The organism is Mycobacterium sp. 1245111.1 (assembly GCF_001673405.1).
Lineage (GTDB): Bacteria > Actinomycetota > Actinomycetes > Mycobacteriales > Mycobacteriaceae > Mycobacterium.
Genome location: NZ_LZLV01000088.1, coordinates 1 through 13,489, shown reverse-complemented (window position 1 = coordinate 13,489; position 13,489 = coordinate 1). Strand labels below are relative to the sequence as shown.

Annotated in this window: 17 protein-coding genes; 11 read left to right on the top strand and 6 right to left on the bottom strand. The window is 67.0% G+C overall.

All coding sequences use genetic code 11. The features are described from left to right. The first annotated feature begins 17 nt into the window (after window positions 1-17). Both A5658_RS12345 and A5658_RS12340 read left to right on the top strand, forming a co-directional pair. Window positions 18-1,049, top strand: coding sequence for an NAD-dependent epimerase (locus A5658_RS12345; protein WP_369830514.1), 1,032 nt, complete (start codon window positions 18-20; stop codon window positions 1,047-1,049). A 46-nt stretch (window positions 1,050-1,095) separates the two neighbouring features. Further along, window positions 1,096-1,815 (top strand): CPBP family intramembrane glutamic endopeptidase, encoded by a 720-nt coding sequence (locus A5658_RS12340; RefSeq protein ID WP_067334796.1) that lies wholly within the window; start codon window positions 1,096-1,098, stop codon window positions 1,813-1,815. A gap of 17 nt (window positions 1,816-1,832) precedes the next feature. Here the strand turns inward: A5658_RS12340 and A5658_RS12335 are convergent, their stop codons facing one another. Then, window positions 1,833-2,645, bottom strand: coding sequence for an enoyl-CoA hydratase (locus tag A5658_RS12335; RefSeq protein WP_067334793.1), 813 nt, complete (start codon window positions 2,643-2,645; stop codon window positions 1,833-1,835). Window positions 2,646-2,810: 165 nt separating this feature from the next. Between A5658_RS12335 and A5658_RS12330 the strand changes: the two genes are divergently transcribed. Then, window positions 2,811-3,884 (top strand): CaiB/BaiF CoA-transferase family protein, encoded by a 1,074-nt coding sequence (locus A5658_RS12330; RefSeq protein WP_067334790.1) that lies wholly within the window; start codon window positions 2,811-2,813, stop codon window positions 3,882-3,884. A 138-nt stretch (window positions 3,885-4,022) separates the two neighbouring features. Here the strand turns inward: A5658_RS12330 and A5658_RS29100 are convergent, their stop codons facing one another. Then, window positions 4,023-4,154, bottom strand: coding sequence for a hypothetical protein (locus tag A5658_RS29100; protein WP_255361332.1), 132 nt, complete (start codon window positions 4,152-4,154; stop codon window positions 4,023-4,025). A gap of 316 nt (window positions 4,155-4,470) precedes the next feature. Here A5658_RS29100 and A5658_RS12325 point away from each other — a divergent pair, with 316 nt between their 5' ends. The 3 genes from A5658_RS12325 to A5658_RS12315 are packed head-to-tail and all read left to right on the top strand — an operon-like array spanning window position 4,471 to window position 8,209. Next, complete coding sequence (locus A5658_RS12325) at window positions 4,471-6,852, top strand: MMPL family transporter (RefSeq protein WP_067334787.1); 2,382 nt, start codon at window positions 4,471-4,473, stop codon at window positions 6,850-6,852. Further along, on the top strand, window positions 6,842-7,546 hold the full coding sequence (locus tag A5658_RS12320; protein WP_067334783.1) for a TetR/AcrR family transcriptional regulator: 705 nt from the start codon (window positions 6,842-6,844) through the stop codon (window positions 7,544-7,546). The genes A5658_RS12325 and A5658_RS12320 overlap by 11 nt, the downstream gene beginning before the upstream one ends. An 18-nt stretch (window positions 7,547-7,564) precedes the next feature. Continuing rightward, window positions 7,565-8,209: a class I SAM-dependent methyltransferase gene (locus A5658_RS12315; protein ID WP_067334779.1), complete on the top strand. Its 645-nt coding sequence runs from the start codon at window positions 7,565-7,567 to the stop codon at window positions 8,207-8,209. Here the strand turns inward: A5658_RS12315 and A5658_RS12310 are convergent. Continuing rightward, window positions 8,206-8,919 (bottom strand): NAD-dependent deacylase, encoded by a 714-nt coding sequence (locus A5658_RS12310; RefSeq protein ID WP_067334775.1) that lies wholly within the window; start codon window positions 8,917-8,919, stop codon window positions 8,206-8,208. The two genes, A5658_RS12315 and A5658_RS12310, sit on opposite strands and share 4 nt — an antisense overlap. A gap of 36 nt (window positions 8,920-8,955) precedes the next feature. Here A5658_RS12310 and A5658_RS12305 point away from each other — a divergent pair, with 36 nt between their 5' ends. Then, entirely contained in the window at window positions 8,956-9,321 is a 366-nt protein-coding gene (locus tag A5658_RS12305; protein ID WP_067334772.1) for a GntR family transcriptional regulator, read from the top strand. On the opposite strand, the gene A5658_RS12300 is transcribed toward A5658_RS12305, so the two are convergent. Further along, window positions 9,306-9,845: a DUF1697 domain-containing protein gene (locus tag A5658_RS12300; RefSeq protein ID WP_067334806.1), complete on the bottom strand. Its 540-nt coding sequence runs from the start codon at window positions 9,843-9,845 to the stop codon at window positions 9,306-9,308. The two genes, A5658_RS12305 and A5658_RS12300, sit on opposite strands and share 16 nt — an antisense overlap. Window positions 9,846-9,892: 47 nt before the next feature. Here A5658_RS12300 and A5658_RS12295 point away from each other — a divergent pair, with 47 nt between their 5' ends. Further along, the gene (locus A5658_RS12295; RefSeq protein WP_067334767.1) at window positions 9,893-10,336 is read left to right on the top strand and encodes a PPOX class F420-dependent oxidoreductase; all 444 of its coding nucleotides are present in this window, start codon (window positions 9,893-9,895) and stop codon (window positions 10,334-10,336) included. Window positions 10,337-10,375: 39 nt separating this feature from the next. After that, window positions 10,376-10,561: a DUF5302 domain-containing protein gene (locus A5658_RS12290; RefSeq protein ID WP_067334764.1), complete on the top strand. Its 186-nt coding sequence runs from the start codon at window positions 10,376-10,378 to the stop codon at window positions 10,559-10,561. Between the two features lie 70 nt (window positions 10,562-10,631). On the opposite strand, the gene A5658_RS12285 is transcribed toward A5658_RS12290, so the two are convergent. Continuing rightward, window positions 10,632-11,648: a hypothetical protein gene (locus tag A5658_RS12285; protein ID WP_067334760.1), complete on the bottom strand. Its 1,017-nt coding sequence runs from the start codon at window positions 11,646-11,648 to the stop codon at window positions 10,632-10,634. Between the two features lie 113 nt (window positions 11,649-11,761). Between A5658_RS12285 and A5658_RS12280 the strand changes: the two genes are divergently transcribed. Next, complete coding sequence (locus A5658_RS12280) at window positions 11,762-12,346, top strand: HhH-GPD-type base excision DNA repair protein (RefSeq protein ID WP_067334803.1); 585 nt, start codon at window positions 11,762-11,764, stop codon at window positions 12,344-12,346. Continuing rightward, window positions 12,343-12,489 (top strand): DUF1059 domain-containing protein, encoded by a 147-nt coding sequence (locus tag A5658_RS12275; RefSeq protein ID WP_067334757.1) that lies wholly within the window; start codon window positions 12,343-12,345, stop codon window positions 12,487-12,489. Before A5658_RS12280 ends, A5658_RS12275 begins: the two co-directional genes overlap by 4 nt. Before the next feature lie 56 nt (window positions 12,490-12,545). Here the strand turns inward: A5658_RS12275 and A5658_RS12270 are convergent, their stop codons facing one another. Continuing rightward, complete coding sequence (locus A5658_RS12270) at window positions 12,546-13,481, bottom strand: hypothetical protein (protein WP_067334800.1); 936 nt, start codon at window positions 13,479-13,481, stop codon at window positions 12,546-12,548. Window positions 13,482-13,489: the final 8 nt, after the last annotated feature.

Here is a 13,489-nt window from a genome sequence, read left to right as displayed (position 1 = left end):
CACGCGCGGCTGCTCAGGTGCTCGGACAGCCCACCTTCGCAAGGGACAAAGCCCCCCAGGTAAACGATCCGGCGCACCCCCGCAGTTTTCGCGGCGGCGGCGACATTTGCGGCGGACGTCCGGTCGGCGTCGCGAAAACCGGGCTGACCGATTGCGTGCACCAAGTAATAGAGGACGTCGATCGGGCCGGCTTCGGCCAGCGCGGCGTGCGCCGGATCGTTTACCTGGGGGGCTTTGTCCCTTGCGAAGGTGGGCTGTCCGAGCACCTGAGCAGCCGCGCCGAGGTGGCCGACGCGCTGAGCATCGAAGGCGGACCCGAAGTGGTTTGGCTGGGCGCCGCGGTGATTCTCGGGGCGGGCTCGACGTCGTTCGAGATGCTGCGGTACGTCGGTGACCGTTTCCCGCTGATCCCGGTCCCAGCGTGGATGGACAATCCGATCGACCCCATTTCCATCCGCGACCTGTTGCATTATCTCGTCCCGGCCGCCGACCCTGAGCGGGTTCCGCCCGGCGCGTACGACATCGCGGGGCCTGACACCACGTCCTATCGCGGCTTGCTGAAGACATACGCCCGGGCGTCCGGCCAGTGGCACACCGGCCTGCCGGTCTGGGGGCTCGACACCACGCTGGCTTCGTGGGTGACCGGGGTCGTGCTCCCGGTGCCCGACGGGCTGGCCGCCGACCTGGTCGAGTCGCTGGACTATCCGATGCAGGCCAGTGGGACGGGCCTGCGCGATCTGGTGCCCGATCCGGAGGGCGGGCTGCTGTCCGTCGAGGACGCGATCGGCCGGGCACTGTCGAATCGCCGGCCGCGTCCGGTCAACGCGCTGGCCGACCCACATCATCTCGCCGACAGCGATCCCGCCTGGGCCGGTGGCGATGCGTTGCGGCTGCGTCGGCTCGCGGCGATTGTGACTCCATCGATTGCGCGTCCCGGCCTCGGACTGGTCGACGCTGTCCCCGGCCCGATCGCGGGTGCCCTGCGGACCGGGCTCGACATCTTGCTCACCCGGGCACGGAAAGTGCGATTGAATGGGTCCCGCCGGTGACGATCTACAGGGCAGTGCGACCTGAAAACTCGGGAGGAAAGGCGGAGTGAGTGACGTGAATTCCCAGCCGAGTGCTCTGGAAGAGATCCGCCGCGGCGTCGTCAATGTCGCTGTGCCGCACAACGAACCGCCGGGCGTCGTGCGGCGCAGGCGAATCGTGGTCGCGGTCGTGCTGGTTCTGGGTGCCGCGACTTTGAGCCTGGCGCTGCGCAAGCACCCCGGCGAACCGGGGTTCTACTGGTGGTCGCTGGTGCTGGCGGGAGTGTGGGCGCTGGGTGCGTTTGTGTCGGGGCCCCTGCACCTCGGTGGCGCACGGTGGCGGGGCCGCAATCAGCGTCCGGTGGTCAGCGGCAGCACAATTGGGCTGCTACTCGGGGGAGTCTTCATCCTGGGCGGGTTGATCGTCCGGCAGATCCCGGCGGCCGCCGAGCTCGTCACCCGGTTGCTGCATTACACCGATCAGGGCTCGTGGCGGCTGACGATGGCCATCGCGCTGTTGGCCGCCATCGGCGAGGAGTTGTTCTACCGCGGCGCGCTGTACACGGCGCTGGGCCGGTACCACCCACTGCTGATTTCCACCGTCATCTACGCCATCGCAACGCTGGCGAGCAGTCAGAACCTGATGCTGGCGTTCGCCGCGCTGGTTCTCGGGACGGTGTGCGCGCTCGAGCGTCGCGCCACCGGCGGTGTGCTGGCGCCGATCCTGACCCACTTCGTCTGGACGCTCGTCGTCCTACTGGGGTTGCCGCCGCTGTTCGGGCTGTGAGCCTCAGCTGTCGGTGCTCACATGTCCGTGAAGGCGGGCGTGCGGCGCTCCTGGAAGGCCCGTGCGCCCTCGCGAAAGTCGGGCGAATTCAACAGGATTGACTGGCCTTCGAGTTCGCGCTGCAGGGTCGGCTCCAACTCGGTGAGCGTGGCCGCGTTGATGGCCTGCTTGGTCTTGGCGAACGCCACCGCCGGGCCGGACAGCAGCCGGGAAACCACCTTGTCCACCTCGGCCTCGAAGTCGTCGGCCGGGTAGACCGCGCTGATCAACCCGGCCGCCAGGGCGTCGGTGGCGGGCAGTCGCTCGGCCAGCAGAGCCATTCGCATCGCACCGATCCGGCCGATCGCCGCGGCGATCAGCGCTGAGGCGCCGCCGTCGGGCATCAGGCCGATCTTGGTGAAAGCGAGCATGAAAAATGCTGTGTCCGAAGCCAATACGAGGTCGCAAGCCAAAGCCAGCGAGACGCCGATGCCCGCCGCCGGACCCTGAACTACGGCGACGACCGGGTGCGGCAGCGCGGTGATTGCGCGGACCATACGGTTTGCCGCCGAGACGAGCTCCTCCCCGGGACCGGCGCCGGACACGTCGTCGGCGCTCATTCCGGCTCCGGAGCAGAACCCACGGCCCGCACCGCCCAATCGCACCACTTTGACCCGTGGATCGTGGGCGGCCCGCTCGAACGCCTCGGCGATCCCGACGAACAGCGGCAGCGTCAGCGAGTTCAGGCTGTCCGGACGGTCGATCGTCACCGACAGCACGCCGTCGGCGAGGCTGACGGCAAGCCCCTCGACGGGTGTCAGGGCGTCGATCCCGGAATCGATGGCGGTCATGGACTCGACTGTAAGCCACCGGGGTGCAGCGTCGTTCGGGGCGACCCGCTGCGCCCGGCTGTGCCGCGCTTGCGATCGCCACGTTAGCCACCGGGGTGCAGCGTCGTTCGGGGCGACTGTCAAGATGCAGTGGAGACGCACCTTCGACAGAGAGGTCGGGAGATCATGGCGGGTCCGCTAACAGGTTTGCGAGTCATCGAGCTCGCCGGAATCGGGCCGGGCCCGCACGCCGCGATGATCCTCGGTGACTTGGGCGCCGACGTGGTGCGCGTCGACCGGCCGGGCGCCACCGGGTCCGACCCGATGCTGCGCAACCGCCGGTTCGTCATCGCCGACCTCAAGTCCGACGAGGGCCGCGATCTGGTGCTCAAGCTCGTCGCCAAGGCCGACGTGCTGATCGAGGGCTACCGGCCGGGTGTCACCGAGCGGATGGGGCTGGGCCCAGACGACTGCGCCAAGGTCAACGAGCGGCTGATCTACGGCCGGATGACCGGGTGGGGGCAGACCGGCCCGCGCAGCAAGCAGGCCGGCCATGACATCAACTACATCTCGCTGAACGGCGTGCTGCATGCTATCGGCCGGGCAGGCGAGCGGCCGGTGCCGCCGCTGAACCTGGTCGGCGACTTCGGTGGTGGGTCGATGTTCCTGCTGCTCGGGATCCTGTCGGCGCTGTTCGAGCGGCAGACGTCGGGCAAGGGCCAGGTGGTCGACGCGGCGATGGTCGACGGTTCTTCGGTGCTGGTGCAGATGATGTGGGGGATGCGCGCCCTTGGGCTGTGGACCGACGAGCGCGGCACCAACATGCTCGACACCGGCGCGCCGTACTACGACACCTACGAATGCGCCGACGGTCGCTACGTGTCGGTGGGCGCCATCGAGCCGCAGTTCTACGCCGCGATGCTGGCCGGCCTCGGGCTGGATCCCAAGGACCTGCCGGAGCAGAACGACCGCAGCCGCTGGCCCGAGTTGCGGGCGGCGTTCACTCAAGCGTTCGCGAGCAAGGACCGCGACCACTGGGCCAAGGTGTTCGCCGACTCCGACGCGTGTGTGACGCCGGTGCTGGCCTTCGGCGAGGTCGAGACCGAGCCACACATCACCGAGCGGAACACCTTTTACCAAGCCGGCAACGGACTGCAGCCGCTGCCCGCGCCGCGGTTCTCCCGCTCGCAGACAGACCAGCCGCGGCCGCCGGGGCAGCCTGGAGCGGACACCGAAGCCGTCCTGGCCGACTGGGTATAGCCCGGCCGGTGCTGACTTGCACAGCAAAAGGCCCCCGCCGCGGCGGGGGCTTTTCGCTCATTGGAAAAACGTCAAAGGAACACTGAGGCTCACGATCGCCTCGACGGGGTCACGCTCGGCGAAGCGTGCCTCGCGCGACTAGCTCGCGTTGGGCAGTAGATGCCCGTCTTCGAGCTGCTCCGAGCACTCTCCCTCCACCAGGAAATCACCGTGGTAAAGGGCCTCGAAATCAACTTTGATCACGTCGGCACTGGAGTCATCGATCCACATGTCTGTGAGCGTATGGGCAACGTTTAAGGAATCTTTGAGTCACGATTCGGAAAATCGTGGCAATTGTTACTTCCCGGTAAGGCCGGCGGTAAGTATCCACTCACCGGACTTCGGGTCCGGATGGTTGGAAGACACCTATTGGGCAGACGTTCAACCACATATGCTCCGCAAATGTCCTGGTTATCGGGCCGTCACGGTGAACCATTGTGGGTATCCGTCTCGTTCCCTCTGATGAGGCGTAGGTGACGCGCGCAGAGGTTGCATTGGTAACTTATCGCTGATAAGTTACCAATGATATTCAACGGGAGGGACGGCTATGCTGCAACGGATCGCCCGCCTTGCCATCGCAGGGCCACGGCGCATACTCGCAGCTGCCGTACTGGTTTTGGTCGCGGCTGCGGTCTTCGGGCTGCCGGTCGCCAAGAGCTTGTCCGCCGGCGGCTTTCAAGACCCGGCGTCTGAGTCGGCGCAGGCGATCAAGCTGCTGACCGACAAGTTCGGCCAGAGCGATCAGCAGCTGGTGCTGTTGATCACCGCGCCGGCCGGCGCCCAAAGCGAGCAAGCTCGTCGGGTCGCCGCCGACATCGTCGGGCAAGTCCAAGGGTCGGACGGGGTGTACAACGTCGTCTCGGCATGGGCCGGGCCCTCCGCGGCCGCGGGATCCGGCGGTCAGCACCTGGCCGCCGATCTGGTGAGCAAGGACGGCAAGTCCGGACTGATCGTGGCAAACCTCAAAGGCGGCGAGAACAACGCGCAGAACTACGCCAAGAAGATCGCGACACGGGTCGTGCACGACCGCGACGGCGTCACGGTGCGCGCCGGCGGGACGGCGATGGTCTACAGCCAGATCAACCACCAGAACGAGCGCGACCTGTTGTTGATGGAGTCGCTGGCGATCCCACTGAGCTTCCTGGTGCTGATCTGGGTATTCGGCGGGCTGCTGACCGCGGCGCTACCGGTCTGCCTGGGCGGGCTGGCCATCGTGGGATCGATGTCGGTACTGCGGCTGATCAGCTTCAGCACCGACGTGTCGATCTACGCGCTGAACCTCAGCAGCGCGCTCGGCTTGGCCCTGGCCATCGACTACACGCTGCTGATCATCAGCCGCTATCGCGACGAGCTGGCCGACGGCAGCGGCACCGAAGAGGCGCTGATCCGGACCATGGCCACCGCGGGACGGACGGTGTTGTTCTCCGCGACCACCGTCGCGCTGTCGATGTCGGTATTGGTGCTGTTCCCGATGTACTTCCTGAAGTCGTTCGCGTACGCCGGGGTGGCCACGGTCGCCTTTGTCGCGGTGGCGTCGATCATGGTGACCCCGGCGGCGATTGTGCTGCTCGGGCCGCGGCTGGATGCGCTGGACGTTCGCAAGCTCGGGCGTCGGATCCTCGGTCGGCCGGACCCGGTCCACAAGCCCGTCGAGCAGTTGTTCTGGTACCGGTCCACCAAGTTCATGACGCGACGCGCGATACCGATCGGTCTGGCTGTGGTCGCTCTGCTGCTTGTATTGGGACTTCCATTCTTTGGAGTCAAGTGGGGGATGCCCGACGATCGGGTGCTGCCGAAGTCGGCGTCGGCACACGCAGTCGGTGATCAGCTGCGTCACGATTTCGCCGATGATTCGGCGACCGCGGTGTCTGTAGTCGTCCCGGATGTTCGAGGGGTGCGTCCGGGCGACCTCAGCCGTTATGCGGCCGACCTGTCACGAGTGGCCGACGTGTCGGCCGTCTCGGCGCCAACCGGGACGTTCGTGGCCGGCAGACAAGTCGGCCCGCCGTCAGCGGCTACCGGAATGGACCGGGGCAGCGCATTTTTGACGGTTGCCAGCACGGCGCCGCTGTTTTCGAACGCGTCCGACACGCAGCTCGATCGGTTGCATGCCGTGCCCGGTCCGGCCGGTCAATCGGTCCAGCTGTCCGGGATGGCCCAGATCAACCGCGACAGCGTGCACGCGATCACCGCCCGGTTGCCATTGGTGCTTGGTCTGATCGGCATCATCACCTTTGCGTTGCTGTTCCTGCTCACCGGTAGTGTGCTGCTGCCGCTAAAGGCATTGGTGTGCAACGTTTTATCGCTGACCGCGGCATTTGGTGCGCTGGTATGGATCTTCCAGGACGGCCACCTCGGCGCGATGGGAACCACGCAGAGCGGCACGCTGGTGGCCAACATCCCGGTGCTGTTGTTCTGCGTCGCGTTCGGCCTGTCGATGGATTACGAAGTGTTCCTGGTCTCCAGAATCCGGGAGTACTGGTTGGCCGCGGTCGCGGCTCATCCGGAGCCACCCGACAACCGCACCAAGCGCGCCGACAACGACGAGAGCGTGGCGCTCGGGCTGGCCCGCACCGGTCGCGTCGTCACCGCCGCCGCTCTGGTGATGTCGATCTCGTTCGCGGCGTTGATCGCTGCCCAGGTGTCCTTCATGCGGATGTTCGGTACCGGCTTGACCCTGGCCGTGCTGGCCGACGCGACATTGGTGCGGATGGTGCTGGTGCCGGCATTCATGCACGTTCTGGGCCGCTGGAGTTGGTGGGCGCCCAAGCCGCTTGGGTGGCTGCACGAACGGTTCGGGATCAGCGAATCGGCCGCCGCGGCGCTGCCGGTCCAGGACGAACCGGCCGGCGGGCGGCACCGTCAAACCGATCGGGATTCGGTCGTAACGGCCGCCCGACCTGCCGTGACGGTCGCCGATGGTCGCTGACCCGTCTATTCTTCGCAGGCGGCGTGCGCCGCGCGGATCCGGCGATCTGCTGCGCGACGAAATCCTCGATGCGGCAACCGAACTCCTCCTCGACATCGGGCACGCGAAGGCCGTGTCGATCCGCTCGGTGGCCGAACGCGTCGGCGTGACCCCGCCGTCGATTTATCTGCATTTCCGGGACAAGGATGCCTTGCTGGACGCGGTGTGTGCCCGTTACTTCGAGAAGCTCGACGAGGAGATGCAGCGGGTAGCCGCCAGGCAGTCGGACACCATCGACGTGCTGCGCGCGCAAGGGCTGGCCTATGTCCGGTTCGCCGTCGAAAACCCCGAGCTGTACCGGATCGCGACGATGAGCGAGTGGAAGTCCAACAGCAATGTCGATGCCGCGCTTGCCAGTTCGGCCTTCGAGCACATGTGCGTCACGGTCGAAGCGCTGATGAGCGAGGGCGTGCTGCCGGCGGGTGACGCGACCGGAATCGCCTTGGAGCTGTGGAGTGCCGCGCACGGGGTCGCCGCGCTGCTGATCGCCAAGCCGCATCTGCCGTTCGGCGACGCCGAAGCGTTCACCGAGCGGGTGCTGCGCGCCGTCGTCTCCGGGAATATGGTGGCGGGACTGGTCGGCGCCGATGCCACACCACAAGAGGTGGTGGAAAGGTTGACCGCGCTCGGGTCGTCGACGCGGCGATCTTCCTAGCCCGAAAGGCTGACAGGCATGACGTCTCCGGCAGAAACCGTCCACCACCCGTTCTTCGCCCGGATCTGGACCACGATCGCCGCCCACGAGACCGAGCAGATGCGCCAATCCCGTCGGGAGAACCTGGCGGGATTGTCCGGTCGGGTCCTCGAGGTGGGTGCGGGCACCGGGAGCAACTTCGCGTTCTACCCCGACACCGTCGAGCAGGTCGTCGCGATCGAGCCCGAGCAGCAGTTGGTCGGACTGGCCCGCGAGGCTGCCGCTACCGCAGCCGTCCCGGTCGAGGTGACCAACCGCACCGTGGAGAGTTTCTCGTCCGACGCGCCGTTCGACGCGGTGGTGTTCTCGTTGGTGCTGTGCTCTGTCGCCGAGCCCGATTCAGTTCTACGGCAAGCGCTTTCCCTGCTGAAGCCCGGCGGCGAGCTGCGTTACCTGGAGCATGTGGCCAGCAGCGGTGCCCGCGGCGGGTTGCAGCGGTTCGTCGACGCGACCACGCTGTGGCCCCGGCTGGCCGGGAACTGCCACGCCCATCGCCATACCGAGCAGTCGATTCGTTCCGCGGGATTCCAGATCGAAAACACCCGGACCGATCACCTATTTCCGGCGTGGGTGCCGGTGCCGACGTCCGAATTCGTGATCGGGCGGGCGCGCCGTCCGGCTTAGTTCAACAGCGCGGGCAGCCGTTGCAGCAGCGTCGGCAGGGCCGTGCTGGCGGATTCTCTAACCGTGATCGTGGCACTGTCCGACAGCGGTGTCGGCTCGGGATTGACCTCGACGACGACGATCCCGCGAGCCAGGGCCGCCTCCGGCAGGCTCGCCGCCGGGTAAACGATGCTCGAGGTTCCCACCACCACGACCACGTCGGCGTTGGTCGTGGATTCCACCGCGTGCTGCCACGGCGCCTGGGGTAACGCCTCACCGAACCAGACGATGTCGGGCCTGATCAGACCGCCGCAGGTGCACGACGGCGGCTCGACTTCCAGTGCGGGCTCGGTCATTTCGGGAAGCTCGCCGGTGTATGGCAAACCACATGTCGCGCAACGGAACTCGAACAGGCTGCCGTGCAGGTGGTGCACCGGCGAGCTACCTGCGCGCTCGTGCAGGTTGTCGACGTTCTGGGTGACCACGCTGACCTCGGCGTGGTCCTGCCAGGCGGCGACGGCCCGGTGACCGTCGTTGGGTTCGACGGTCCCACATAGGTAGTGCCGCCACAGATACCAGCCCCAGACCCGTTCGGGGTTACGTTCCCAGCCTTGGACGCTGGACAACTCGTAGGGGTCGAATTTGGCCCAGAGCCCGTTCTTGTCGTCGCGGAAAGTCGGCACGCCGCTCTCCGCAGAGATGCCCGCGCCAGAGAGCACCGTGATACGCACCCCACCAAGATAGCCGGACTACGGGATACTGAGCAGGTGGATTTAGGGGAGTGGCTGCGGGTTGACGGGCAAGCGGACCGGCCGCTGTTCGACCAGCTCCGCACCCAGATCATCGAGGCGATCCGGGCCGGCACGCTGGCGCCCGGCGCGCGGCTGCCGACGGTGCGCGAGTTGGCCGGCGAGCTGGGTCTCGCCGTCAACACCGTGGCCCGGGCGTACCGAGAGCTGGAATCGGCTGGCATCGTCGAAACCCGGGGCCGCTTCGGCACATTCGTCGCTCGGGCCGATCCGGCGGATACCGCGATGGCCGCCGCCGCGGGTGCCTACCTCGACGTCGCGCGCGGGCTCGGTCTCGGCAAGGACGAGGCGCTGCGGTATCTGGAGGCTTACGCCGACGACTGAGTGCCCAGCACTTTGACCAATGTGCGGAGATTGCGGGTGGTCGTCGACGACTTGTATTTCGTCTTGCCCATCGTCTTGCCGATCGTACTGTCCAGCGTCTTTCCCTTGGCCACCTGCCAATAGATCACGCCCGTTGACTTGGGGCCGCGCTGAATCTTCTCGTCACCCTGGGCGTGAAGCGCCGCCAGCTCGTCGAGCACATCGCCGTCGCTGACGAACGTGACGTAGGACTGGTATCCGTCCACGTCGGCCTCGAAGGGATAGCCGTCGACGATCGACCGCAGCTTCGTGATCGGATAGACCAGCACCCAGGCGTCGTAGCCGAACCGTTGGCGCAGTGCCTTTTCGGCGATCGCACGAACCGCGTCGGCGCCCTTCGGCGAATCCAGGGTCACATTGCCGGTGGCCAAGATGGTGTGGACCTCGGCGAGGCCGGCGTCGGTCAACGCGGTTGCGACGTCGGCCATTTTGAGGTTGACGCCGCCGACATTGACGCCGCGCAGGAAGGCCGCGAAGTGGGTCATGAGCGCGATCGTAGCCACGTCGTCGAAATGGCCCGTAGGCTTTCGGCATGGGGCGCCAAGTTTTCGACGACAAGCTGCTGGCCGTGATCGCGGACAATTCGCTCGGCGTGCTGGCCACGCTCAAGCGTGACGGGCGGCCACAGCTGTCCAACGTGTCGTATTACTTCGACGCCCGCACGACCACCATCCAGGTGTCGGTCACCGAGCCGCGGGCCAAGACCCGCAACCTGCGTCGGGATCCGCGGGCGTCGTTGCTCGTCAGCTCCGACGACGGCTGGTCCTACGCCGTCGCCGAGGGCACCGCGACGCTGACGCCGCCAGCCGCAGCACCGGGTGACGACACCGTCGAAGCGCTGATTGCGTTGTACCGCAACATCGCCGGTGAGCACCCGGACTGGGACGACTACCGGCAAGCGATGGTCACCGACCGGCGCGTGGTGCTGACGTTGCCGATCGCGCACGTCTACGGGATGCCGCCGGGCGTGCGGTGAAATCCGCTGAACCGCGCCGGGAGCGCTAGGCTGCGGGCTATGGCTGGAACCAAGTCGGGGGCCGAATCGTCCGAGGACGACAACAAGCGCAAGTTCCGCGAGGCGTTGGAGCGCAAGAAGGCGCACTCGTCGGGCGGAGCCGATCACAAGGACCGCGGCGCCAAGGGCTCGCGGGCGCACGGCGCGGCCGGCAATCGCCGCGAGTTTCGCCGCAAGAGCGGTTAGCCCTCGAGCTCCTTCTCGGCTGCCGTAGCCATCCCGAAAACTGCTGCGGGAAAGACGAATTCGATCGCCGTCAGGATTTCCTCGCGGCGTCGGCGGACAGGCCGCCCAGGGCGAATTTCTCGATCAGTGTCCGCCAGTCGGCGGCGGAGAGCACGTAGGCCGGCGGATCTTTGACCAGCCGCGCCGAACCGGTCCAGGCGAATCGCTGCCCGCTCAGCGCGCAACCGAAGGTCAGCGGGGCCAGCCCAGGCACGGACAACGTCAGGACCGGCGTTCTGTAGACGCGATTGGACTCATCCGCGCGCTGCTCGTAGGAAAGCGGGGTCGCGGTGATTCGGGAAACTGCGGCCGAGGCATCGACCGCGTGAGTCTCGGGTTCGACCACCCGGATCGTGTCGTTGTCGACGTCGATGAACAGCTGAGCCCGGCCGAGCGAATTCACCAGTCGCTGTTTCTTCCGGAATGCGAACGGGCTCGTGGTCGTGATTGTCTGCGAGTTCGGAAACAGAATGCATCGAGTCGGCTCGCCCGGGGCCGGCCCGCGCGCGGCGGCGCGTCCGCCCAGCCGAAGCAGCTCGTCGAACTCGGAGGCCGGTAGCCGGGCGTCGACCAGCTCGGTGGGCTCCGCGTCGAGTCGGGTCGCCGGGCCGATGCTGCGTTCCTCCCCGCCCAGCACGAACCGGTGACCCCCAGACTGCATGTGCAGCGCCACCCCGATATTCGGCCAGATCCCCAGTCGAGCGTCGGCGAGCGAGTAGACCTCTCCGCGCGGCGCGACGGTGAGCGTGTCGCCGGTGACCGTGAGGACGTACTTCTGCCGCCACCGCCAGAGCATGTAGACGCCGAAGACCGCACTGACGCCCAACAGCACCGCGATGACGTACAGCCCGGTGTAGCGCGGGATGTGTGGTGTCTTGGCGCCCCGTGCCGTGTTGTACATCATCGTCACGGCAAACCCGACGAAACCCACGAAAACGACCGTGTAGACGGCCTGCCAGATCTTGGTCCCCGTGATCCACGCGGTCGAGAACGCCTCACGCGACGCCACGAATTGGCGGACCGTGCCGGCTTGATCGTTGATGCTCATGACCAGGATCTTCGCCCATGCGGGACTCGGCGCGCATCGGTCGATCGCCCCTATTTATCAGGCCGGTACGCCCGTAAGCGGCGGCCGCCGCGGGCTAGAGTCACGGTGTGACCGTGCAGATCTGCCTAGCGCAGGACACCGCCGCCGATCAATTGCTGTCCGAAAGCCCGCTCGCGCTCGTTATCGGGATGCTGCTCGACCAGCAGGTCACGTTCGAGACCGCGTTCGCGGGCCCGAAAAAGATTGCGGACCGAATGGGCAGTCTCGATGCGGCCGAGATCGCCGAGTACGACCCGGACAAGTTCGCCGCGTTGTGCTCGGAAAGGCCTGCGATCCACCGGTTTCCGGGCTCGATGGCCAAGCGCATCCAGACGCTGGCGCAGATCGTCGTGGACCGCTACGACGGCGACGCCGCCGGACTATGGACCGCCGGCGATCCCGACGGGCCCGAGTTGCTGCGACGGCTCAAGGGACTGCCCGGGTTCGGTGAGCAGAAGGCGCAGATATTTCTGGCGTTGCTCGGCAAGCAGTACGGGGTGACACCCAAGGGTTGGCGGGCCGCTGCAGGCGATTTCGGCAAGGCCGGCAGTTATGTGTCGGTCGCTGACATTGCAGATGCACGGTCAATGGAGAAGGTTCGTTCGTACAAGAAGCAGATGAAGGCGGCCAAGAAGGCAGCCGGGAAGGCGACATCGTGAAGACGCATCTGAACTGTCCGTGTGGCGAGGCGATCACCGGCAAAGACGAAGACGAATTGGTCGACCTGACGCAGGCCCACCTGGCCAGCGCGCACCCCGGTCTGGAGTACGACCGGGACGCCATCCTCTTTATGGCCTACTAGAGACTGCTTTGGCGCGAGCGTGCGGCTACGCACGCTCGCGTCCAGGATTCTCTAGGTCAGGGCACCACCGTCGAACCGATGGTGGGCATGAACTGGCACTGCTTGTCCTTGGTGCTGACCTGCCCGAAGACCGTCGACATGATGCTGCCCGAGCCGGTGTCGACGGTGGCGGTGAGCGTGGTCGGCCCCTGCGGGTTGATGTCGGCCTGCGGCTTGAGCGTCGCGCTGCCCGACTTGCCGGTGGTCAGGTTCACCCAGGTGACGTTGAGCGGTAGCTTCTGCACCTCGGCCGGTCCCGAGGTCCCGATTGCGGTGAACACGTAGGCGGTCTGCCCGGCCTTGGGGCCGGGCGCGGGGATCTTCGCCGGACCCGCCACCGACAGCACGGGAGCCATCACCGTGCCGCCGTCGCCGCCGCAGTTGTTGCTGATCGACGGATACATGAAGTCCTGGGTGGGCGGCGCGTCCGGGCTGAACCCCGGAGCCGCAGCCTGGGGCCCGGCGGCCTCAGGCGCCGGCGCGGGAGCTGCGGCCGGAGCGGGTGTCGCGGCCACCGGAACGGCGTTCGCCGGGACGGGCGCGGGCGCGGCGGCGGGCGCAGGCCCTGCCGCGTGGACCGGGTCGATCCCGATCGGCAGGTGTGCCTGGGCGCCCGGTTCCACACCGGGCGGGACGACGTGCGCGGTCGAGGCCGCGTCCGGCGCCTGGACGAACTGGTTCACCGACGCCGCAACGTTTTTCGATTCCTCGGGTGCCGAGGGGTTCTTGCTGAACGCCTGCGCGGCGGCCATCAGCAACTGGGTCGCCTGCTCGGGGTTGCCGGCGGCCTGCTGGATGATCGGGCTCAACTCGGTCAGAGCCGGCAGCGCGGGCAGACCGGGCAGCTGCTGGGCGGGGATCGGCGCGGGCGGCGCGGGGTCGGCTCCGGCGTTGGGGGACATCGCCAGGGCGGCGCTTGAGGCGATGGCCGTGGCGGTAAAGGCGTAGATCAGGTTCCGTG